Origin of the sequence: Bacillus sp. FCW2 (genome assembly GCF_021228595.1) — a bacterium.
In the GTDB taxonomy this organism is placed as follows: Bacteria; Bacillota; Bacilli; order Bacillales; family Bacillaceae; genus Bacillus; species Bacillus velezensis.
Map to the genome: position 1 here is coordinate 3,563,001 of NZ_CP089436.1, position 20,571 is coordinate 3,583,571.

The 20,571-nt window shown below is 46.5% G+C and carries 22 protein-coding genes, 2 tRNA genes and 1 riboswitch; of the genes, 10 read left to right on the forward strand and 14 right to left on the reverse strand.

Features of this window, described 5'->3' with window-relative positions:
• Positions 1-9: 9 nt before the first annotated feature.
• From K3G25_RS17560 to K3G25_RS17575, 4 genes are all read right to left on the reverse strand, one after another.
• A tRNA-Gly gene (locus tag K3G25_RS17560) sits at positions 10-83 on the reverse strand.
• A gap of 8 nt (positions 84-91) precedes the next feature.
• Positions 92-168, reverse strand: a tRNA-Arg gene (locus K3G25_RS17565).
• A 301-nt stretch (positions 169-469) separates the two neighbouring features.
• A complete protein-coding gene (locus K3G25_RS17570; protein ID WP_021495013.1) occupies positions 470-1,888 on the reverse strand; it encodes a sugar porter family MFS transporter in 1,419 nt (472 codons plus the stop codon).
• 428 nt (positions 1,889-2,316) lie between these two features.
• Positions 2,317-3,318 carry an NADPH:quinone oxidoreductase family protein gene (locus tag K3G25_RS17575; protein WP_017419161.1) on the reverse strand — a complete coding sequence of 334 codons (1,002 nt, stop codon included), beginning with the start codon at positions 3,316-3,318 and terminating at the stop codon, positions 2,317-2,319.
• A gap of 127 nt (positions 3,319-3,445) precedes the next feature.
• Between K3G25_RS17575 and K3G25_RS17580 the strand changes: the two genes are divergently transcribed.
• From K3G25_RS17580 to K3G25_RS17605, 6 genes are all read left to right on the forward strand, one after another.
• Positions 3,446-3,910 carry an SRPBCC family protein gene (locus K3G25_RS17580; protein WP_014417060.1) on the forward strand — a complete coding sequence of 155 codons (465 nt, stop codon included), beginning with the start codon at positions 3,446-3,448 and terminating at the stop codon, positions 3,908-3,910.
• A gap of 111 nt (positions 3,911-4,021) precedes the next feature.
• Entirely contained in the window at positions 4,022-4,876 is an 855-nt protein-coding gene (locus K3G25_RS17585; RefSeq protein WP_022552682.1) for a manganese catalase family protein, read from the forward strand.
• A 237-nt stretch (positions 4,877-5,113) separates the two neighbouring features.
• Positions 5,114-6,676 (forward strand): APC family permease, encoded by a 1,563-nt coding sequence (locus K3G25_RS17590; RefSeq protein WP_017419163.1) that lies wholly within the window; start codon positions 5,114-5,116, stop codon positions 6,674-6,676.
• A 116-nt stretch (positions 6,677-6,792) separates the two neighbouring features.
• On the forward strand, positions 6,793-7,374 hold the full coding sequence (locus K3G25_RS17595) for a TetR/AcrR family transcriptional regulator (protein WP_007409294.1): 582 nt from the start codon (positions 6,793-6,795) through the stop codon (positions 7,372-7,374).
• A 72-nt stretch (positions 7,375-7,446) separates the two neighbouring features.
• A complete protein-coding gene (locus K3G25_RS17600; protein WP_021495015.1) occupies positions 7,447-7,776 on the forward strand; it encodes a DMT family transporter in 330 nt (109 codons plus the stop codon).
• Positions 7,776-8,090: a DMT family transporter gene (locus K3G25_RS17605; protein WP_003156024.1), complete on the forward strand. Its 315-nt coding sequence runs from the start codon at positions 7,776-7,778 to the stop codon at positions 8,088-8,090. The genes K3G25_RS17600 and K3G25_RS17605 overlap by 1 nt, the downstream gene beginning before the upstream one ends.
• Positions 8,091-8,149: 59 nt before the next feature.
• Here the strand turns inward: K3G25_RS17605 and K3G25_RS17610 are convergent, their stop codons facing one another.
• The 3 genes from K3G25_RS17610 to K3G25_RS17620 all read right to left on the reverse strand — a co-directional run bounded on the left by K3G25_RS17610 (position 8,150) and on the right by K3G25_RS17620 (position 10,878).
• Positions 8,150-9,364 carry a CynX/NimT family MFS transporter gene (locus K3G25_RS17610; RefSeq protein ID WP_021495016.1) on the reverse strand — a complete coding sequence of 405 codons (1,215 nt, stop codon included), beginning with the start codon at positions 9,362-9,364 and terminating at the stop codon, positions 8,150-8,152.
• Positions 9,354-10,040: a FadR/GntR family transcriptional regulator gene (locus tag K3G25_RS17615; RefSeq protein WP_021495017.1), complete on the reverse strand. Its 687-nt coding sequence runs from the start codon at positions 10,038-10,040 to the stop codon at positions 9,354-9,356. The genes K3G25_RS17610 and K3G25_RS17615 overlap by 11 nt, the downstream gene beginning before the upstream one ends.
• Before the next feature lie 121 nt (positions 10,041-10,161).
• Entirely contained in the window at positions 10,162-10,878 is a 717-nt protein-coding gene (locus K3G25_RS17620) for a GntR family transcriptional regulator (protein WP_014417057.1), read from the reverse strand.
• A 178-nt stretch (positions 10,879-11,056) separates the two neighbouring features.
• Positions 11,057-11,156: riboswitch (purine riboswitch) on the forward strand.
• Positions 11,157-11,210: 54 nt separating this feature from the next.
• On the opposite strand from K3G25_RS17620, the gene K3G25_RS17625 reads away from it, so the two are divergent.
• Positions 11,211-12,371, forward strand: coding sequence for an MFS transporter (locus K3G25_RS17625; protein WP_007409299.1), 1,161 nt, complete (start codon positions 11,211-11,213; stop codon positions 12,369-12,371).
• A gap of 51 nt (positions 12,372-12,422) precedes the next feature.
• On the opposite strand, the gene K3G25_RS17630 is transcribed toward K3G25_RS17625, so the two are convergent.
• A complete protein-coding gene (locus K3G25_RS17630; protein WP_017419166.1) occupies positions 12,423-12,989 on the reverse strand; it encodes a YdhK family protein in 567 nt (188 codons plus the stop codon).
• A 196-nt stretch (positions 12,990-13,185) separates the two neighbouring features.
• On the opposite strand from K3G25_RS17630, the gene K3G25_RS17635 reads away from it, so the two are divergent.
• The gene (locus K3G25_RS17635) at positions 13,186-13,359 is read left to right on the forward strand and encodes a hypothetical protein (RefSeq protein ID WP_007409301.1); all 174 of its coding nucleotides are present in this window, start codon (positions 13,186-13,188) and stop codon (positions 13,357-13,359) included.
• Positions 13,360-13,411: 52 nt separating this feature from the next.
• On the opposite strand, the gene K3G25_RS17640 is transcribed toward K3G25_RS17635, so the two are convergent.
• Positions 13,412-14,770, reverse strand: a complete 1,359-nt coding sequence (locus K3G25_RS17640; protein WP_232489441.1) for a serine hydrolase domain-containing protein — start codon at positions 14,768-14,770, stop codon at positions 13,412-13,414.
• Between the two features lie 136 nt (positions 14,771-14,906).
• Positions 14,907-15,176 (reverse strand): hypothetical protein, encoded by a 270-nt coding sequence (locus K3G25_RS17645; RefSeq protein ID WP_007409303.1) that lies wholly within the window; start codon positions 15,174-15,176, stop codon positions 14,907-14,909.
• 231 nt (positions 15,177-15,407) lie between these two features.
• Here K3G25_RS17645 and K3G25_RS17650 point away from each other — a divergent pair, with 231 nt between their 5' ends.
• Positions 15,408-15,662: a hypothetical protein gene (locus tag K3G25_RS17650; protein WP_232489442.1), complete on the forward strand. Its 255-nt coding sequence runs from the start codon at positions 15,408-15,410 to the stop codon at positions 15,660-15,662.
• Between the two features lie 57 nt (positions 15,663-15,719).
• On the opposite strand, the gene K3G25_RS17655 is transcribed toward K3G25_RS17650, so the two are convergent.
• Together K3G25_RS17655 and K3G25_RS17660 are read right to left on the reverse strand one after the other, a co-directional pair.
• On the reverse strand, positions 15,720-16,913 hold the full coding sequence (locus K3G25_RS17655; protein WP_232489443.1) for a macrolide family glycosyltransferase: 1,194 nt from the start codon (positions 16,911-16,913) through the stop codon (positions 15,720-15,722).
• A gap of 142 nt (positions 16,914-17,055) precedes the next feature.
• Entirely contained in the window at positions 17,056-17,742 is a 687-nt protein-coding gene (locus K3G25_RS17660) for a GntR family transcriptional regulator (protein WP_232489444.1), read from the reverse strand.
• Positions 17,743-17,924: 182 nt separating this feature from the next.
• Here K3G25_RS17660 and K3G25_RS17665 point away from each other — a divergent pair, with 182 nt between their 5' ends.
• Positions 17,925-18,983: a tartrate dehydrogenase gene (locus K3G25_RS17665; protein ID WP_021495021.1), complete on the forward strand. Its 1,059-nt coding sequence runs from the start codon at positions 17,925-17,927 to the stop codon at positions 18,981-18,983.
• A gap of 47 nt (positions 18,984-19,030) precedes the next feature.
• On the opposite strand, the gene K3G25_RS17670 is transcribed toward K3G25_RS17665, so the two are convergent.
• Positions 19,031-19,813 carry a class I SAM-dependent methyltransferase gene (locus K3G25_RS17670; protein ID WP_014417050.1) on the reverse strand — a complete coding sequence of 261 codons (783 nt, stop codon included), beginning with the start codon at positions 19,811-19,813 and terminating at the stop codon, positions 19,031-19,033.
• 35 nt (positions 19,814-19,848) lie between these two features.
• On the reverse strand, positions 19,849-20,466 hold the full coding sequence (locus tag K3G25_RS17675; protein ID WP_014417049.1) for an NUDIX hydrolase: 618 nt from the start codon (positions 20,464-20,466) through the stop codon (positions 19,849-19,851).
• Positions 20,467-20,571: the final 105 nt, after the last annotated feature.

Here is a 20,571-nt window from a genome sequence, read left to right on the forward strand (position 1 = left end):
TCATTATAATGGAGCGGGTGATGAGAATCGAACTCACGACATCAGCTTGGAAGGCTGAGGTTTTACCACTAAACTACACCCGCGTTTGTATTGGCGCGCCCGAGAGGAGTCGAACCCCTAACCTTTTGATCCGTAGTCAAACGCTCTATCCAATTGAGCTACGGGCGCTTATCAGGCGACTTAACTATCATACTACCAATCAGTTATGATGTCAAGTGTTTTTTTATTTCTTTCGAAGTCTTTTTCTCGACTTCATTTATTATACACGATTTTGAGAATTTGTAAAGTCTTTTTTCAAAAGATCATTTTCTCATTTGTCGTTATCGCTTTGTTCATCAGCGACGTTTAATAATATACCATGCACTTTAAATGAGGTCAACACTTTTACGAAACTTTTTTCTCACTTATTATTCCCTTCTATATAATAAATAAAAAAGCAGGATTCCTAGGAACCCCGCGTCTATTCAGATTACCCGCTCACCTCAGCTTCTGCGCTATTACGATCTGTTTTTTCATAAGCACGGAAGTTTTGTTCAAGCTGTTCGAGCGACAGACCTTTCGTTTCCGGAAGGAACCTTTTCACAAAAATAACGGACACTACCCCAAACAGGACAAAAATGAAGAAGGTTGCAGACAATCCTATGTTTGCGAGCAGGACCGGAAAAGTTAAACCCACAAGGAAGTTCACGATCCAGAGGCAGAAGACAGTGACCCCCATACCAAGTCCCCGCAATCGAAGCGGGAATATCTCCGACAGCATCAGCCAGGTCACCGGAGAGACAGCCCCCTGCTGAAACGCAAGGAAAGTGACTGTTAATGAAAGAACCACATAAGGAAGAGCAGGCGATCCTTTCAGCACGACAGACAGAACTCCGATCAAAAGCAGCACCGCAGTCGTTCCGATCAGCCCCGTCATCAGCATCGGGCGGCGGCCGACTTTGCCGAGAAGCCATATTCCCACAAAAGTCGCGAGCACCGAAATCACACCGTTGGCAATATTGCCGATTAATGCGGCTTTTGTCTCGAAACCGGCATCTTTTAAAATTTGAGTTCCATAATACATAATTGAATTCACGCCGGTGAGCTGCTGCACTACCGCAATTCCGATCCCGATAAACACAATGCGGCGCACCCACGGAACGGCAAGATCCTTAAAGGTGGCCTGCTCCATCTCAGCTTCCTTATGAAAGGCAGAATCAATCTCAGCGAGCTCAGACTTCGCTTTCTCTTCATTCCTTATTCGCCGGAGAACGCGCAGAGCATCTTCTTTTCTTCCTTTAGAAACCAGCCAGCGCGGACTTTCAGGAACTTTCAGCATACCGAAAAACAAGAATACCGCCGGAAGGGCCGCGATAACGAGCATATAACGCCAGGCGTGAGAGGTATCACCAAGCACATTGCCGATGATAGCATTACACGTGAAGGCAAGCAGCTGGCCCGTTACAATCATCAATTCATTTTGGGTAACCATTCTCCCTCGGCTTTCCGCCGGCGACATTTCAGCCAAATATGCCGGAACGGTTACGGATGCTCCCCCAACGGCAAGCCCCAGCAGAAAACGGGAGATGATCATAACCGATACGTTAGGCGCCAGTGTACATCCAAGCGTCGCTGCAAAGAACAAAACGGCAAGGATAAGGATATTTTTACGTCTGCCGTTATAGTCCGACAATCTCCCTCCGAAAACTGCTCCGATCGCAGCCCCCAAGAGCAGGGAGCTCGCCACCATCCCTTCAGTCAAAGCCGTAAGATTAAGCTGGTCAGCTTCCGCCATAAACGGCAGCGCCCCATTAATTACACCTGTATCGTAGCCGAAAAGAAGTCCCCCGAATGTCGATACCAAAATGATGGTTCTTAAAAATGAATGCTGGCTGCTATTTTTATTCATCTTCAAATCCTCCTAGTTTTTACACAGAGATAATATCGGAATATTCAGTTATCAATATTTACACCTATAACGTCTGCATACAAGTTCTGACCGTCCAAAACAGTTATATAAGAAGAAAATGATCTGAAAGCGTTATCATTTATAGTGATTATTCGCTCTCCCCTCTCGTCAAATTGTTATTTTATAGTTACTTTGTAGTGAAGTTATAATGATATTATTGGTACTTATGTTATTATCATAATTTTAAAAGCGCTTTCAGTCAATAAATATTTCAGAAAATTTTATAACTTACCTTTATATTACCTATATGTAATCAATTTATATTTTTAATCAACTTATTTTCACGATATACTCAATAGTTAATCTCTTTTCAATAAATAATTGATTATATATTGAAAACCCCCAATCAGCAGTTGGGGGTTTTTGTTTTATTCTTCGTTTATCGTAACGATCGTTCTCCCTCTCGCTTCTCCTTTTAAAAGGGCAGGAAGCGTATCCGGCAGCTCTTCAAGTGTAATTTCCTTTTGAATAAAGGCCTCCAGATCTGCAGGCTTGAAGTCATCAGCTAAACGCTGCCATGTTTTCTTTCTTGTCTCCATCGGACAGAATACGGAATCGATTCCCAAGAGACTGACGCCGCGCAATATAAACGGGAAGACTGTAGCAGGGAGTTTCGTTCCCGCTGTCAGTCCGCTCACAGCAACTGATCCGCCGTACTGAATCTGGCTGAGAACTGAAGCAAGCGGCTCACCTCCGACCGGATCGACGGCCGCTGCCCATTTTTGTTTTTGCATCGGTTTTAACGTGCCGTTATACACTTCATCACGGTGAATGACCGTCTTCGCTCCGAGGCTCTTCAAATAGCCGCTTTCTTCCTCTTTTCCCGTACTGGCCTCGACCTCGTAACCTAAGGTTGAAAGAATGGAGACGGCAAAGCTTCCGACGCCGCCTGTCGCTCCCGTCACCAGCACCTTCCCTTTTTCAGGAGCGGCATGGTTTTCTTCAAGACGCTGGACGGACAATGCGGCAGTGAAGCCGGCGGTTCCGATCGTCATGGCTTCTTTAAGTGTCAGACCTTCAGGCAGCGGCACGATCCAATCTGCCGGAATGCGGGCCATCCCGCTATAACCGCCAAAGCGGGAAACACCTATGCCGTAGCTTGTCGCAATGACTTTGTCCCCCTCTTTGAAACGGGCGTCATCTGAGGAAACGACGATTCCCGCTAAATCAATTCCCGGCACGAAAGGATACGACGTTACAATCTTGCCGTCAGGAATGGCAGCCAAGCTGTCTTTATAATTCACCCCTGAGTAGTAAACCTTAATCAGCACTTCACCCTCGGGAAGGTCCTGAACCGCCAGCTCCCGTACGCTGACTGAAAACCGGTCTTCACGTTGATCGACTACTAACGCTTTAAATTGATCTGTCATCACTACGTCTCCTTAAAATGAATTGAATGGCTTTGGAAAAGCATAGAATAAGTTTGATTTGATTTCAAATGTCCTGCCCCGTGTAGTATGATCAAAAGTAAAAACAGCGAAAGAGTGGTTACGCATCATGTCTGATAAACAAAACAAAGATAACAACAACAACAGCGGCAATCAGCCATTACCGGACATTATTCATACCGCCGTTTTCAAGGCGCCGATACAAGTTGTCTGGGATACGGTCTCCACTGCGGACGGCCTGTCTCTCTGGTTTATGCCGAATGATTTCACACCTCAAGAAGACAGTGAGTTTCAGCTGGAATCTCCGTTCGGTCCGTCTCCTTGCAAGCTGCTGGATATTGAAGCGCCGTACCGCCTTTCTTTTTCGTGGGATACGGAAGGCTGGATCGTTTCTTTTGTCTTAAAGGAAACGGAAAGCGGAGATACGGAATTCACTCTCATTCACGGCGGATGGAAAGAGCCGGAAGCCGTCATCAATAAAGTCAATCGGAAAAGCTCCGAGATTCACAGTACGATGGATCAAGGATGGAACGGGCTTGTCAACACGAAACTTCGCGGGGCGGTTGAGGCTTAACACAAAAGGACGGACACGCTTTCCGTCCTTTTTTTGATGCCGATACATAAAAACTGACTTTGCAAAGACACTAACAGAAGAACCAAAAACTTCTTTCAGGGGGCGCTGTTTATGTATTATTACAAAGAAGAGCTGATCAATATCATTAAACCGGACAAGCCGGACCCGGCCGCGGCCAAGGTGCTTCAGGAAATTTTAGGCGGGCACTACGGAGAAATGCGGACGATGATGCAATACTTTTTCCAAAGCTCTAATTTCAGAGGAAAAGAAAAACAGTTCCGCGATCTGCTTCGCGGTGTATTTTTAGAAGAGATCGCACACGTTGAACTCGTCCAAAGTACGATCAATGCGCTGCTAGATGAAAGCGGCGGTGAGGGCGCCGGAAATCAGGCAGCAGATCAGGCGCCGCTTGATGAAGCGGTGAAACACGCCAATCCGCACCATTTTATCATCGGGGCGCAAAGTTCTCTTCCTGTAGACGCCGGCGGCAATCCATGGAACGGGTCTTGGGTATACAACCACGGGAATCTGATTTCCGATTTATTGGACAATGTCGTGCTGGAATCAACCGGCGTGCTGCAAAAGACACGCATTTATGAAATGAGTTCAAATCAGACGTTCAGAGAAACACTCGGATTTCTGATCGTCCGTGACAACGCCCATCAAAATGCATTTACAAAAGCGTTGGAAACACTGGGTGTCGAATGGGGCAAATTATTTCCCGTGCCGAATTATGATATTGAAAAATACCCGGAATGCCGAAAATTCGTTGAGATGGGTTATCATAATACCCAATTTAATTTCAGACTGGATCCGACACGGATCGGAGAAATTCTGCAGGGAACGACGCCGAGCCGAAACGGCGGCGAATTAAGTGTGTCCGAGCCTCCTAAAGGTTTCCCCGTGCCGGAACTTCCCGAGCTTCCGAATGAGCACAGCCCCGGACTGAAAGATATGAACTTGTAACAAAAAACGCCTGTTTCGGGCGTTTTTTGTTTTTCTGAATATGAGGTTTGAATGTGTTTAAAACGGGGAATATAAGCCGGGAGATCTTGCCATACGGCCGTTATTATAATGTGAGCACATTGCTGTACATACTTCGTTTCGAAAGTTGTCCTAATTTTCCAGCCGGCCGGCTGGGTATGTTTGAATGATAATGGGAATTATGTAAAGAGAACAATGTCTTTTCTAAGGAGGCAGCGAATGTCTAAGCAAGGAAACTTCCAGAAAACTATGTCACTTTTTGATCTTATTTTAATCGGCATGGGAGCCATATTCGGTTCGGCATGGCTGTTTGCCGTCAGTAACGTCGCCTCTAAAGCGGGCCCATCAGGCATTTTTTCCTGGCTGATCGGCGGGGGAATCATCTTATTGATCGGCTTGGTTTATGCGGAACTGGGCGCCGCGCTGCCGCGGACCGGGGGAATTATCCGGTACCCCGTATATTCACACGGACACCTGGTCGGATATTTAATTTCCTTTGTCACCATTGTGGCATACACGAGTCTTATTTCTATAGAAGTCACGGCAGTCCGCCAATACGTGGCGTATTGGTTTCCCGGTTTGACCGTAAAAGGCTCCGATTCTCCGACAATTGCCGGGTGGATATTGCAATTTGCGCTGCTCTGCCTGTTCTTCCTCCTCAATTACTGGAGTGTCAAAACCTTTGCGAAAGCAAACTTCATTATTTCGATTTTTAAATATGTCGTACCGATTACGGTAATTGTGGTACTGATTTTTCATTTTCACCCGGGCAATATGACCGTTCACGGATTCGCGCCTTTTGGCTTCACCGGAATTCAGGCCGCGATTTCCACAGGCGGCGTCATGTTTGCATACCTTGGGCTGCATCCGATTGTGGCTGTCGCGAGTGAAGTGCAGAATCCGAAGCGGAACATTCCGATCGCATTGATTGTCTGTATTATCGTGTCTACTATTATTTACACCGTGCTGCAGCTCACTTTTATCGGGGCGATCCCGGCGGATACCCTGAAGCACGGATGGCCGGCTATCGGGACTGAATTCTCCCTTCCGTTCAAAGATATCGCCGTTTTGCTCGGTTTGGGGTGGCTGGCGACATTGGTCATTTTAGATGCGATTTTATCACCGGGCGGTAACGGAAATATCTTTATGAATACGACTTCACGTCTCGTCTATGCCTGGGCCAGAAACGGAACATTATTCAGCATTTTTTCTAAAGTCAATAAAGAAACCGGGACACCGCGTGCCTCCCTTTGGCTTTCGTTCGGTCTGGCTGTTTTTTGGACGCTTCCGTTCCCTTCTTGGAACGCTCTTGTCAACGTTTGCTCCGTCGCATTGATTCTGTCTTATGCGATTGCGCCGATTTCTTCTGCGGCGCTGAGAGTCAACGCGAAGAATATTAACAGACCGTTTTATTTAAAAGGGATGAGCATCATCGGACCGCTGTCGTTTATTTTTACCTCTTATATTGTATATTGGTCCGGATGGCGCACCGTATCCTGGCTTCTCGGTTCTCAAATTGTCATGTTTCTGATCTATCTCTGTTTCAGTAAATATGCTCCCAAAGATGATGTCAGCATACGGCAGCAGCTGAAATCAGCATGGTGGATCGTCGGCTTTTATGTCATGATGCTGATTTTCTCCTATCTCGGCTCGTTCGGCCACGGATTGGGCATTATCAGCAATCCGCTTGACCTGATTCTGATCGCCATCGGTTCGCTCGGTATTTATTACTGGGCAAAATATACGGGACTGCCGAAGGCTATGATCGACAGTGATAAATGACGAATGCCGGAAAGAAGTTTGGTCTTCTTTCCGGTATTTTTATTTTAAAGGATGACAAAAAAGCGAACATGCGATAAAATGAATGACAGTCATTCATAAAAGGAGGAACCCCTCTATTGGCAAAACAAAGCTCGGGAAAATACGAAAAGATCCTGCAAGCCGCGATTGAAGTCATTTCTGAAAAAGGATTAGACAAAGCATCCATTTCAGAAATCGTCAAAAAAGCCGGCACGGCCCAAGGTACGTTTTACTTATATTTTTCTTCTAAAAACGCACTGATATCCGCGATTGCAGAAAACCTGCTCGACACTACGCTGGACAGAATAAAAGGGAAAACGGACGGTTCTGAAGATTTTTGGACGTTGCTGGACATTTTGGTAGATGAGACATTTCACATCACCCGGCTTCATAAAGATATTATCGTTCTCTGTTATTCCGGTCTTGCTATCGATCATTCGATGGAGAAATGGGAAGCCATTTATCAGCCTTATTATTCCTGGCTGGAAGGCGTGATTAATACGGCCATTGAACAGGGTGAGGTCCACAGCGGCATTCATGTAAGATGGACGGCCAGAACGATTATCAACGTTGTCGAGAACGCGGCTGAACGGTTTTATATCGGCTGTGAACAGGATGTCGATCTCGAAGTATATAAAAAAGAAATATTCAGCTTTCTCAAAAGAAGCTTGCAGAAATGATTGGCGGAGACCGATCATTTTTGACCGCCGTAAAAATGACTGACATTCATTCATAACTGAGGTGACTGTATCATGTATTGGCTGCTTGTATTGATAGCCGGACTGTTAGAAGTCGTTTGGGCGTCCGCCCTGAAGCATGCGGATTCGCTCTTTGATTGGATTGGCATTTTCCTTCTGATTGCCGTCAGCTTTCTGATGCTGATCCGCTCTTATAAAAAAATTCCGATGGCTGCCGCATATACCGTTTTTGTCGGAATAGGCACCGTCGGCACATATGTAACGGGCGTCATTTTAGGCGAATCGTTTTCAATCGGGCAAATAATCTTTTTAGCTTTGCTGTTGTCCGGCATTTTAGGAATGAAGGTATTTACGAAAGAAACTGAAACAAGGGGTGAACATTAATGGCATGGCTGCTGTTATTTATTGCCGGAGCGGAGGAAGTTGTAGCGGCCGTTGCCATGAAACATATTGACGGTTTTAAAAAAAAGTGGCCGCTGATTGTCATGGTAACAGGCTTTATGCTTTCATTCTTTTGCCTTTCCGGAGCGATGCAGGTTCTTCCCACAGGTGTCGCGTATGCGGCTTGGACCGGCATGGGAAGCATCGGCGTTTCGGCCGTGGGCATACTTTGGTTTAAAGAAAAATTCAATCTGTCACAATTGGTGTCTCTGGGGCTTATCCTCATCGGTGTCATCGGCTTAAAACTGACAGCGTGACGGCCTGAGACAGCTTTTTAAATAAAAAACAAAGGACCCGAAGCGGGCCCTTTGTTTTTTTATGCTGTTTTGATCTGTTCCGCTTTTCCCGCTCCGACTCCGAAAATGAAAATCAGAACGGAGACTGCGATCAGCATGAATAACGGAACCGTCCAGCCGCGCGTGATGTCATGCAGCAAACCGAATACGAGCGGGCCGAACGCGGCAAGCAGGTATCCGAATGACTGGGCCATGCCGGAAAGCGCCGCGGCTTCATGAACATGCTGGGTCCGCAGGCTGAAGAACATCATCGCCAAGCTGAACGCACAGCCTCCCGCAATTCCGATCAAAATGACCCATAGCGGAGTGAGAGCCGGGCTTCCGAAAAGAACGCCGGCAATGCCGATAAGGAAAAATAAAGCCGTCAGTCCGGCGAGTGCGCGCTGATTTTTCATTTTAGCGGCAGCGATCGGCACGATAAAAGTAATCGGCAGGACTGAGAATTGCATTAATGAAAGCATCCATCCCGCCTTACTTGAGCTGAGTCCATTCTGCTGAAGAATTTCCGGCAGCCAAGCGATGACGGTGTAAAAAATAAGGGATTGCAGCCCCATGAACATCGTCACCTTCCAAGCCAGCGGAGACCGCAGCAGACTGCTTTTCTTCTCTCCGTTTGTCCCAGTCGTGCGGACGGGCAGTTCGCGTCCTCGCATTTGCGGAATCCACATGACGAACGCAATGAAAGAAAGGATAGCCCAGCAGCCGAGCGCGCCTTTCCAGCCTAACCCCGCTGAAGAGGCGATCGGCACGCTGATGCCGGATGCAATCGCGCCGCACAGATTCATAGAAACCGAGTAGACGCCGGTCATGATGCCTAAATTTCCGGGAAACTTATGTTTAATGAGACTCGGCAGCAGGACGTTGCATACGGCGATCGACAATCCCAACAGGATCGTTCCGAAAAAGAGAGTGCCGATTCCGGCGATGGAGCGCAGCAGAGTTCCGGCTGTCAGGACAATTAATGATGACAGTAAGACAATCTCGGTCCCGAAGCGCCGGGACAATAAAGGTACAAACGGTGACAGACATGCAAAGGCCAAAAGCGGCACTGTCGTAATGGTGCCGGCAGCCGCATTGGTCATGCCGAGGCTGTCCCGAATTGAGGAAACGAGCGGCCCGACCGATGTCAGAGGCGCTCTGAGGTTGGCCCCTATCAATATGACTCCGATGACCAGCAATATCAGTTTTTTACGCTGACTTGCTTGCAGAATTTGATGTTCGTCTTTAATTTTCATGTTCATCCTCCATGTGTATTGTATCTTTAAATACTCTGATGTATTGGTTGACGGCCTCCATGGCCTGATCCGGTTTCTGTCCGATAATCGCGGCGGCAAGCTGGGTGTGGATCCGGATAGCAGGGGTGATTTCCAACAGGTTATGGACTGACGTACAAAGCGCCTCCGTCATATGCTCGTATAGATCAGAAAGCATGTTGTTATGGGCCGCCTGTACAATGGTTTTGTGCAGCTTAATGTCGGCTTCGGCATACCGTTTTCGATCTTCATTTTGCAAGGCCGCTTCACATTCATCCAAGCATGCCTTCAGTGCTTTCAGGTCTTCGTCATTACGCCTTTCCGCCGCCAATCGTGCAGCTTCTCTTTCGAGTGCGTATCTGACTTCTAATGTTTCAAGCAAATTTGATTTTTTAATATGGCGGTAAAATGCCGCGCCGAGAACACTGGATGAGCTGACATACGTACCGCTTCCCTGCCTTGTCTGAAGCAGGCCGGCATGTACGAGCGCCCGAATGGCCTCACGCAATGTGTTTCGGCTCACATCAAATTGCTTCATTAAATCCAGCTCAGGGGGAATGCGCGTCCCGACCGGCCATTTATCCGATTGAATTAACGATTCAATTTGCGCCACCACTTGTTCTACGAGCGACAGTCTGCTTGTTTTGGATATCTCCATCAAAACACCTCTGAAATTTGTAGGATGATTCTATCATTGGGTAATATAACATAAAAGAAGCGAAGATGTAAATCAGCGGCAACAAAAAAAAGAGTGAGTTTTTCTCTCACTCTTCGGCGCTTTATGAACGTTTTATATTGACTGAGGTCACGACAAACTTGTCATGACGGTGGCGGGAAAATGAATATTCAAAGGGAGTGCCGTTGTCCAAAAAGCCTACATGCTCGACTTCAAGTATCGGGTCATCCGGCCGGCAGCCGAGATATTGCTGATCCATATCATCCGACTTGCACGCTCTGATTTTTCTGTGTGAGCCTGCGATTTTGAGCTGGAGTTCCCGCGTAATATGATCGTAGATGGAATGGTTGAGCACCTCGTCATTAATGCCGGGTATAAGGCTCGCCGGCATGTACGTTTTTTCAAGAACGTACGGTTCGCCTTCAACGATTCTGAGCCTCACTACATAATAGACGGGAGTCTTTTCATCGATGGCCAAATGTGCGGCGACATCTTGAGACGGAAACTGCACTTCAAACCGGATGACCTTGCTCTTGATATCTTTGCCTTTTAACAAATTGCTCAAGCCGAGAATTTCGTTGCTGACTACGTGAACGTGCTCATCCTGCATGGCTGATTGAATGATAAACGTGCCGTGCCCTCTTTTTCTGAAAAGCATCCCTTCAGCCGCAAGTGTATCAAGCGCCCGCTTCATCGTCATCCGGCTGCACCCGAACTCCGCAGCGAGCGTCTTTTCATCCGGGATCGGCTGATCTATGTCATATACACTGCTTTTAATCCTCTTTCTCATTTCGTTGGCGATTTTTTCGTACTTATTCATCGGTTTCCTCCGGCTGTATAATGTTTGATCTGTATAGACTCCTTACGGTTATCATAAATTTTTTTCCCTGCTTCATCAATGACGTTACAGCCGCCGATATTGAAATTTGAAAGGATTTCCTCGAATTTTCTATGGAATATCCCTCACTATTATGGTAGAATTTTTTGCAGAAACGGACACAACCGAATATTGCATACATTGTATAACCTCAATGATATGGTTTGAGGGTGTCTACCAGGAACCGTAAAATCCTGATTACAAAAATTGTCCCGTACACTTTTTGTAATCAGGATTTTTTATTTTCTAAAAAATAAAAAAAGGAGTATCTGTACATGAATTTCAAAGTATTTCTGCTTGCAGCATCTACCATCGCAGTCGGATTGGTTGAATTAATTGTGGGCGGTATTCTTCCGCAAATCGCTTCCGACTTAGATATATCCATCGTCAGCGCGGGGCAGCTGATCAGCGTGTTTGCGCTCGGTTACGCGGTATCCGGCCCGCTGCTTTTGGCAGTGACGGCAAAGGCTGAACGAAAGCGGCTTTATTTAATCGCACTGTTTATTTTCTTCCTAAGTAATCTGGTCGCTTATTTCAGTCCCAATTTCGCCGTACTTATGGTGTCACGGGTGCTCGCTTCCATGAGCACAGGGCTGATTGTGGTCCTTTCTTTAACGATTGCTCCTAAAATCGTGGCACCTGAATACAGAGCGCGGGCGATCGGCATCATTTTCATGGGGTTCAGCTCCGCAATCGCTTTAGGCGTGCCTGTCGGTATTATCATCAGCAATGCCTTCGGATGGCGCGTTCTGTTCTTGGGAATCGGCGTATTATCTCTCGTTTCCATGCTGATTATCAGCGTCTTTTTCGAAAAAATACCTGCTGAAAAAATGATTCCGTTTCGTGAGCAGATCAAGACGATCGGGACCGCCAAAATTGCCAGCGCACATCTTGTCACCTTGTTTACATTGGCGGGGCATTACACACTCTATGCCTACTTTGCGCCTTTTTTGGAAAGAACGCTTCATTTGAGTTCCGTTTGGGTCAGTGTATGCTACTTTTTGTTCGGTCTGTCAGCGGTATGCGGCGGCCCGTTCGGAGGCTGGCTGTATGACCGTTTAGGAGCATTTAAAAGCATCATGCTTGTGACCGTTTCTTTCGCTCTGATCCTGTTTATTCTTCCGCTGACAACGGTTTCTTTAATCATTTTCCTGCCTGCGATGGTGATCTGGGGATTGCTCAGCTGGAGCCTTGCGCCGGCGCAGCAAAGCTATTTAATCAAAATTGCGCCTGAGTCTTCCGATATTCAGCAAAGCTTCAACACGTCCGCTTTGCAGATCGGCATCGCGCTCGGGTCAGCCATCGGCGGCGGCGTGATCGGACAAACCGGTTCAGTCACAGCAACAGCCTGGTGCGGAGGTTTGATTGTCATTATCGCTGTCGCGTTAGCTGTATTCTCTTTAACGAGACCTGCTTTGAAAAGAAAATCCGCATAAATGTGAGACCGCAAAAAAGCCAAAGGAGTTCCTTCGGCTTTGGCGGTCTTTTTATTTTGCGGCAGCAAGCTCGTCTTCTGTCACCCATTTATGATTGGTTACTTTTTGGCCGCCGTCAGTCGGTGTATAGTCGACCATATAAACGGTTGTCTTTTCGGCTGAATCAATAACGGCTTCGGCGCCCTTCATGCCTTTCATATGGGATGCCTCGATCACGGCCTTGTCACCCGGTTTTAACGTTTTATCACCGGCGCCCTTCAGCTCTTCCTGAATGACCCATTTATGATCTTCGACGCGCTTTCCTCCCGTTTCCGGAGTGTAAGATACACTGTAAACCGTTGTATCATAAGCACCTTTTACGGTTCCTTGCGCATTTTTCATGCCTTTCATATGAGAAGCTAAAATCATGACGTCACTGCCGACCTTATAAGTCGGATTTTCGGCCTTCTTTAAACCTTTCGGCACCTCGGATGAACCTGAGTGATTCATGTCTTCGTGAGAGTGCGTTTCTTTGTCTTTCGCTTTTTCGCTTCCTCCTGAAGATTGGCTGTTGCATCCGGCAAGCGCCAGAACGGGGATCAGGAGAAACATGCTGAATAAAAATAGTCTCGCTTTCATTTCAAGAACTCCTTTGCCTTTTTGATTTTTCACTTTCCCTTTCGTTTCCTCGGTAAAACAAAAAGATGGCCTGTCATTTCTCCTAATTCTTCAAATCTCTCTTTATTGCCTTTCATCAGGTGAAATTGTTCACAAAATGTACACATTAATGGAGATGCAGTATAATTCAATTATCAGATAATAGGGGGAACTCATCATGAAAACGAAGGTTTTTGCGGTGGTATTGGGCGCTGTTTTAATGATTGCGGGGTTGGTTTTGGCAGAGGTTTCGCTTTATATGGAATACATCACAATGCTCGGAGCTATGATTTTTTCTTCTATATTTATGTCAGAGCCGAAAAGAAAATTTCGCGTCATCAAAGGGGTTTGACTTTTCTATTACCGCCGTCTTCTCAGGACGGCGGTTTTGTTTTGCATGTCACTCAGTCTATCCGCACAGCCGTTTCTTCTGTGCCGTCCTGATATAAAACAAAATGCGGGGCTGTTTGTGCTTTATCACCTGCAAATTCAATTTCAAGCGGCAGCGCCCTGACAAAATAACGGGTTTCCGACATTGGGAATAATTCGAATGGTGTCTGCCCGTCTATTGTAAGATACAATCGGTTTTCTTTTACCGCCGCCGATGCATGTGTGTCATCCTGAAATGAGTAATTGCCGGTAAATCTGCTGTAAATCGCAGGATCGATATCTGCTTTTTTCTGATCTGCCGGACGTTTCGGAATCACGTATGGCTGATCAAATAAGATGTTTACAGCCGCGGCAATTACAGCTTGTTCAAATTGATACGATTGTTCCATATTGCTGAGATAAATCAGTGTTTTATTCTGGTCAATATACCGGATCATCAGAGTTGAATAGCCCGGCCAGCCTCCGTCGTGACTGATAACCTTCCCTTTTTGCCGGCTGTTTTGAATCATCCAGCCAAATCCGTATCCGAATTGCTCTTCTTCATTCCAATAGCCCGGTGTAAACGCTTGATCTTTAGACTCTTTGCTGATGATTTCTTCCGTATAAAGAGCCTGATCAAACAGATATAAATCTCTAATAGCGGAGTTAACGGTTCCGTCACCTTGAATCCCGTCAAGAAAGACGACATAATCGGTTTCCTCAAGTTCATCCGGCAGCACATATTCTCCGGAATGAACATCATACACATAGCCATATGCATAGTTCGGGATGTTTTCTTTACTCAGCCTTCTGTTATAAATCCGCGTATCGTGCATACGAAGCGGATGAAATACGGCTTGTTTCATAAATTCAGCAAAACTCATGCCTGATACAATTTCTATAATAACCGCTAACACCACATACCCCGTATTACTGTAAAGCCACTCCTTGCCCGGCGGGAAATAAGCATCCGGTTTATGCCGCTTAAGCATATTGATCACATCTTGATTAACGGCAATTCTGTCCCGGTCCCAATGTGTTAAGAACAACTCCATATAGTCCGGCAATCCTGACGTATGATGGAGTAAATGCCGAATGGTAATGCCCGGATAAGGAAAATCAGGAAGCCACCGCTCTATCATATCGTCATAACGCAGCTTCCCTTGCTGCTCTAAAATGATAACGCCCAAAGCTGTAAACGGCTTCGATACTGAGGCCAATTCAAAGACCGATTGGTCATTCAGCATCCTCTTTGTATTCAGTTCTGCAGCGCCGAATGAACCCTGGTATAAGATGCGGCCGTTTTCCGCTGCCAATACAGCGCCGTTTATTTCATCTCTTTCGTCTAAAGTGCTGAAAAGCTGTTCAAACGCTTGTTTTTTCTTATCGTTCATTTCACGAACCTCCATATACAAGCTGATTTACTCTTTTATACGAACGGCCGCTTTAGAAGTTTCAATATTTTTCCTTCTCGAAACACCAGTCAGTATACTGCCGTTCAGGCAGCCGCGGAGGTTTGATGAATGTCTTTTATTCACACAATACTGTGCAGGCTTCAAATTCAACATGCTTCTCGTCTTTATTTGCACCGGCAATTTCCATGGTCGAAAACATCGCACAGACGACGGCTTTGTATTCGTTCATGACGGTTTGAATTTCAATCAGGAACCGTTCGGATGAAGCCGCGTATTCCGTTACGTACTCTTTCATTTTGCCGATAATATCATCTGCCTGACGGCTGAAGCCGGCCGCCTCCAAGTCACTCTCAAACTGGTTTTTGTTGATCATATGAATATGCATTTTTTAAAGGCTCCTTTCAGCAGCATTTTGTGGTTATATCTACTGTAAAGGACAGGCTTGGACAAACTTTTAATAAAATATGAACAAAATATGAATTGGCTCATCGGCCTGACCGGCGGGCTTTCGGCTGTGCTCCGTTTCATTTGGACTACATGAAATAATGACTTCTTTACTCTGTTAAAAACAGCTCATATATGATCTAATACCAGTAAAATGTTTAGGAGGCGGCCTATGTCAGCAGCAGGAAATCGGCAAAAATTTTGGGTCATAGCGATGCTTATAGCGGTCTTTGCCGTGTTCGTTTTCTCTTTTTCTGAGAATCATTCACAAAAGGACTGGCACACGGCGGTTGACCAGGCGTCAGTGAATGTCTTCGGCCAGCAGATCTTTGAAAAAGACCGTCTGGCAAAAACACTCGACGCACGTGAGGCAGAATCTCTTCTGACTCTTGTGAAACTTGCAAATGAAGAACATCACATCATCTAAAAGCCATTATAAAAAGCCTGTTTCCCTTTGGCAGAGGAAACAGGCTTTTTCCATGTATTATTGAGCATGTTTTTGTTCAATAAACCGGTCGATCCGGGCCAGAACATCCTTCATGTCCGTACATTCTTTAAAGCTTTCATTAATGGCTTGAATGCCTTGTTTGTATTTTCCGTTATGCAGCACTTCTTCCGCGGCAAGCCTTACCTTTTCAGCGCTTACTTCATCTTTTTGCACGGTATAGCCTGCATCCAATTCAGTCAGGCGGCGCGCAACCATCGGCTGGTCTTTATCGTGCGGGATGACCACCAGCGGCACTTGATAATGAATGCCTTCATTTACACTGTTCATTCCGCCATGCGTGACAAACACGTCGGCCTGCTCCAGCACTTCAAGCTGCGGCACGTACGGGGCGATGATAAAGTTTTCCGGCGCCTGTTTGATTTTCGACAGATCGGCTTTTTCCCCGGCGGCAATGACTACTTTTCCTTCAAAATCTGAGAACGCGTCTATGCACAGATTGAAAAATGCTTCCGTGTCCCCGAGCACCGTTCCCATTGAGATATAAATGACTTTTTCATTCTTTAATGAGTCAATCGGGAAGTCGACGCGCCCTTTTCTCTTCGGAAAACTTGGACCGATAAATAAATACTCATCTCCGAATGTCTCACTTTCGGGCTGAAAATACCTGCTTGTATAGACGACGTTCAATTCACCTGTGTTGTTCATAAATTGAACCATGCTGTCAGGGGCGACACCGTATTTGTCTTTCATCTCGGCCAACAGCTCTTCACATTCCCTGTCCGGCTGAAACGGCACGCCCGATTCCGGGTGGAGCGGCAGTATTTTCAGAAGGTCTTCATTGAATAGGAAGGATGCTGAAGAAGAGATGCCGGGAATGTTGAGATAATCCCGCACCAGCTCTCCCGCACCGAATTTATCATAATAGACGGCGTCGAATTGAATGTCCTCTGCCAGCCGCTGCACAATATGTAAAATCTCCAGTGACGTTTTGATATGAACCTTTAAAAATGCAAGTATGCCGGACGGACTGCCGGGATCAATGGGTGTTATTCTGAGCAGATCGCTGTGAAGATGAACTTTCGCCCCTACTCCTTCCAGTCTGCTTTTGTATTTTTCCGTTGAGATATAATGAACGTGATCGCCCCGTTCGCTGAAGGCCTTTGTCATACCCAAAGTCGGGTTTACGTGTCCTTCTGCGGGAAAATTGATCATCAGAATATGTTTCGCCATTTTTCAAACTCCTTTGCCTTTTTTGCGTCTCTTCCATATCCATCATAAATGACGCGGAAAAAATCATGCAAGGAACATCCGTCAGGTCTTTATGACGGTTCGATGACATCGGCCAAAAAAAAGACAAGGCTTTTCACCTTGTCTATCGTGATGATTCGTCTGTTTCTCCCGCTTTGAGCACGCCTTTCAGATGTTCTTCATCATGCTTGAGATGCTCCGTCATATATTGCACGGCTTTTGTTTTGTCGCCCTTTTTTATTTCTTCAAAGACTTTCCGGTGCTCATGTAAGATCACTTCCGCACGGTCATCGCCTTTAAAATTAAGAACTCTGCAAAAATGAATCAGCACATTGACATGCTCAAGCAGCATGGCCAGCCGGCTGTTGCGGCTGAAATCCACAAGGAGCCGATGAAACGACTCGTTTAAGGAAATAATCTCAGTCTCTTTGACGCCTTTATTGATGGCTTCTTCCGTCTCCCGCAGCTGTTTTTCAATGAGGTCAATTTCACTCTCAGCCGCTTCATCAATAACGAGTTCGACCGCCATTGATTCAAGTGACATTCTGATTTTATAAATCTCTTCAACATCCTTAACGGACAAAGAATAAATGACAAAGCCGTTTCGATCGTCTGCCGTCAAAAGCCCGTCCTTTTCAAGGAGCCGCATGGCTTCTCTGACCGGCGACCGGCTGACTCCGAAATCCTTGGCCAGCTGAGTCTCATTCAGCCGTTCACCCGGTTTAAAAATCCCGTCAAATATCATTTTTTTCAATTGGGAATAAAATTGCAGATAATACGGGATTGGCTTATCTAATTTAAAATTATCCATCTTTCCTACCTCTTCATACAATTTAGGCCTTATTGTTACCAAGATCATATAACAGTTTATCTATGGAAGCAACATTCCCGAGCTTGTCAGCATATCGGATGTGGCGTAATATGGAATTATGATGAACGACGGTCGACGGTCTGCCGTAAACCGAAAACAATTCATTCAGAGGTGACGGAAACATGAAAACTTACAAGATTGCCAGCATACCGGGGGACGGTGTGGGGAAAGAAACAGTTCCGCAAGCGGAGCGGGTGTTGAACGCGATCGCCGAATTACATGGAGGCATTGCCTTTGATTTCACTTCTTTTCCGTGGAGCTGCGAGTATTATTTGGAGCACGGGACTATGATGCCGGATGATGGATTAGAAACGTTACAGCACTTTGATGCTTTGTTTTTGGGAGCGGTGGGGAATCAAAAACTCGTCCCCGATCATGTTTCGCTGTGGGGGCTGCTCATTAAGATACGCCGGGAATTTGAACAGGTGATTAATGTGCGGCCGGCAAAGCTCCTGCCGGGAATCACTTCCCCCCTCGTTAACCCGAAGGATTTTGATCTGATAGTCGTCCGCGAAAACAGTGAGGGCGAGTACAGCTCTGTCGGCGGCAGAATCTATCAGGGTGAGGACGAAATCGCCATACAAAACGCGGTCTTTTCCCGCCGGGGTACGGAAAGAGTGATGCGGTATGCTTTCGAACTGGCGGCAAGTCGGCGGAAACACGTCACAAGCGCGACGAAATCAAACGGTATTATTCACTCGATGCCGTTCTGGGATGACATCTTTAAAGAGGTCAGCCGGGAGTACGCCGGGATTGAGACGGATTCCCAGCACATCGATGCACTGGCGGCCTTCTTTGTCACGCAGCCGGAACGCTTTGATGTCATTGTCGCTTCGAATTTGTTCGGAGATGTGCTGACAGATATCGGCGCGGCGATTATGGGAAGCATCGGAATCGCTCCCGCAGCCAACATCAATGTAAACGGCAAATACCCTTCCATGTTTGAGCCTGTTCACGGCTCCGCCCCGGATATTGTCGGAAAAGGAATTGCCAATCCTATAGGCCAAATATGGACGGCGAAATTAATGCTCGATTCATTCGGAGAAGAGGAACTGGGCCATCTCCTCTTACAATCTATTGAAACGGTCACAAACAGCGGCATTCTGACTCCTGATGTCGGCGGAAAACATTCAACGGAAGATGTCACTTCCGCTATTATTTCTCAAATCAAGAACAGATAATACGAAAAAACCGCGGGCAGGAAAACTGCACAGCGGTTTTTTTCGTCTCAGACGGGACGGACCGCGCAGAAACAGGCCGATTCACCTGTGAAGCCCGCAATACGGCCTGATTGATCCTTTTCTACAGAAAAAAACCGCTGTATATCACGAGGAGCATCCAGCATCTGTTTTTCCAGTAATGCGGCTTTCTCTTCAGTCAGGCCTGCCCGTTCACACCAGACGGTAAATTGAAATGGTTTCAAAAAGCAGACAGCGGATTCAATCCGGAAGCCGGCTGTCTCCAGAAAACGGAGCCATTCTGTTTTTTTCCACGCCCGAAAGTGGCTCTGATCCCGTTTCTTTTCAATGTCATTATAAAAATGGTCATATTCATCCTTTTCAGGTGCGGTATTGTCAATGAGAAGCAGTCTGCCGCCCGGTTTGACAACCCGAAACGCTTCATGAACAAAGGCTCTGACATCGGGAAAATGATGCGCCGCGATTCTGCATGTGACGATATCGAAAGCAGCATCGGAAAACGGCATCTTTTCAGCATCGCCATTTTCGAATGACACGTTCGTCCATCCGTTTCCGGTTATAAATGCTTCAGCGGCTGCTAACATTTCTTCCGTGAGGTCATATGCGATAACAGAGCGTACGAGAGGAGCGAGAGCGTTAGCCGTATGTCCGCCTCCCGTCGCGATATCCAGCACGTTCATATGCTTTTCGGCACCGGAAGCTGAAACGAGATACGCCAAATCCTCTCCTGCGGCGTGTCCTGGACTAGTCACATATTTCGCGGCGTTTTTGGCAAATTGCCGCTGCGCCTGCTGTTTAATTGAATCCTCCATTATAATCGGGCCCCCTTTTCTTTCTGATTGCTGCCTTAATCAAAATAAACGGGTTCGTCCGGATGTTTGAGATATGCAAACATCCTTTCAATCTGACTTTCCGTATTGCGGGCTTCAGATAGCGGCGGCAGTTCCGTTTCCGCAAAAAAGCCGGCCGCGCTTGTTTCCGTTCCCTCCCTGAGCCGGCCGCCGATGATCTCGCATTTGATAAACACTTTGTAAACGTGGACGGCGGACGGCGGATGGGAATGGCATTTCTTATCCATTACAGCTAACAGTTTAACGGGCTTTACGTCGATTCCCGACTCCTCTTTTACTTCTTTGACAGCGGTCTCGCCCGGAGAAATCCCGATATCAGCCCATCCGCCCGGCAGCGCCCATCTGCCGTCGCTTTTCTCTCTTACCATTAATATGCTCTGATCTTTAAAAACTGCCGCTCTGATATCAACTTTCGGAGTGGGATAGCCCGTGTCACCGGCGAATACGTCTTTAATGATTCTTTTGTCGATGCCGGTATGATGCGCCATGATATCCACGCTTATTTTTCTTATTTCTTCAAATCTCTCAATATCATATATGTCTTTGGAATAAGCCAGCCCCGCTTGCGCCGCGGATTGAAGCTGTTTTGCCCATTCAAGCCATTTTGGCTCCATTTTTTCACCGCCCGTTATGTTAATTGACGAAACCCTGAGGGTCCGGGTATTGCACCTTGAGAGTACCGGTGCCCATGATCCGTTTCTGCTCCTTGTTTTCTGTTT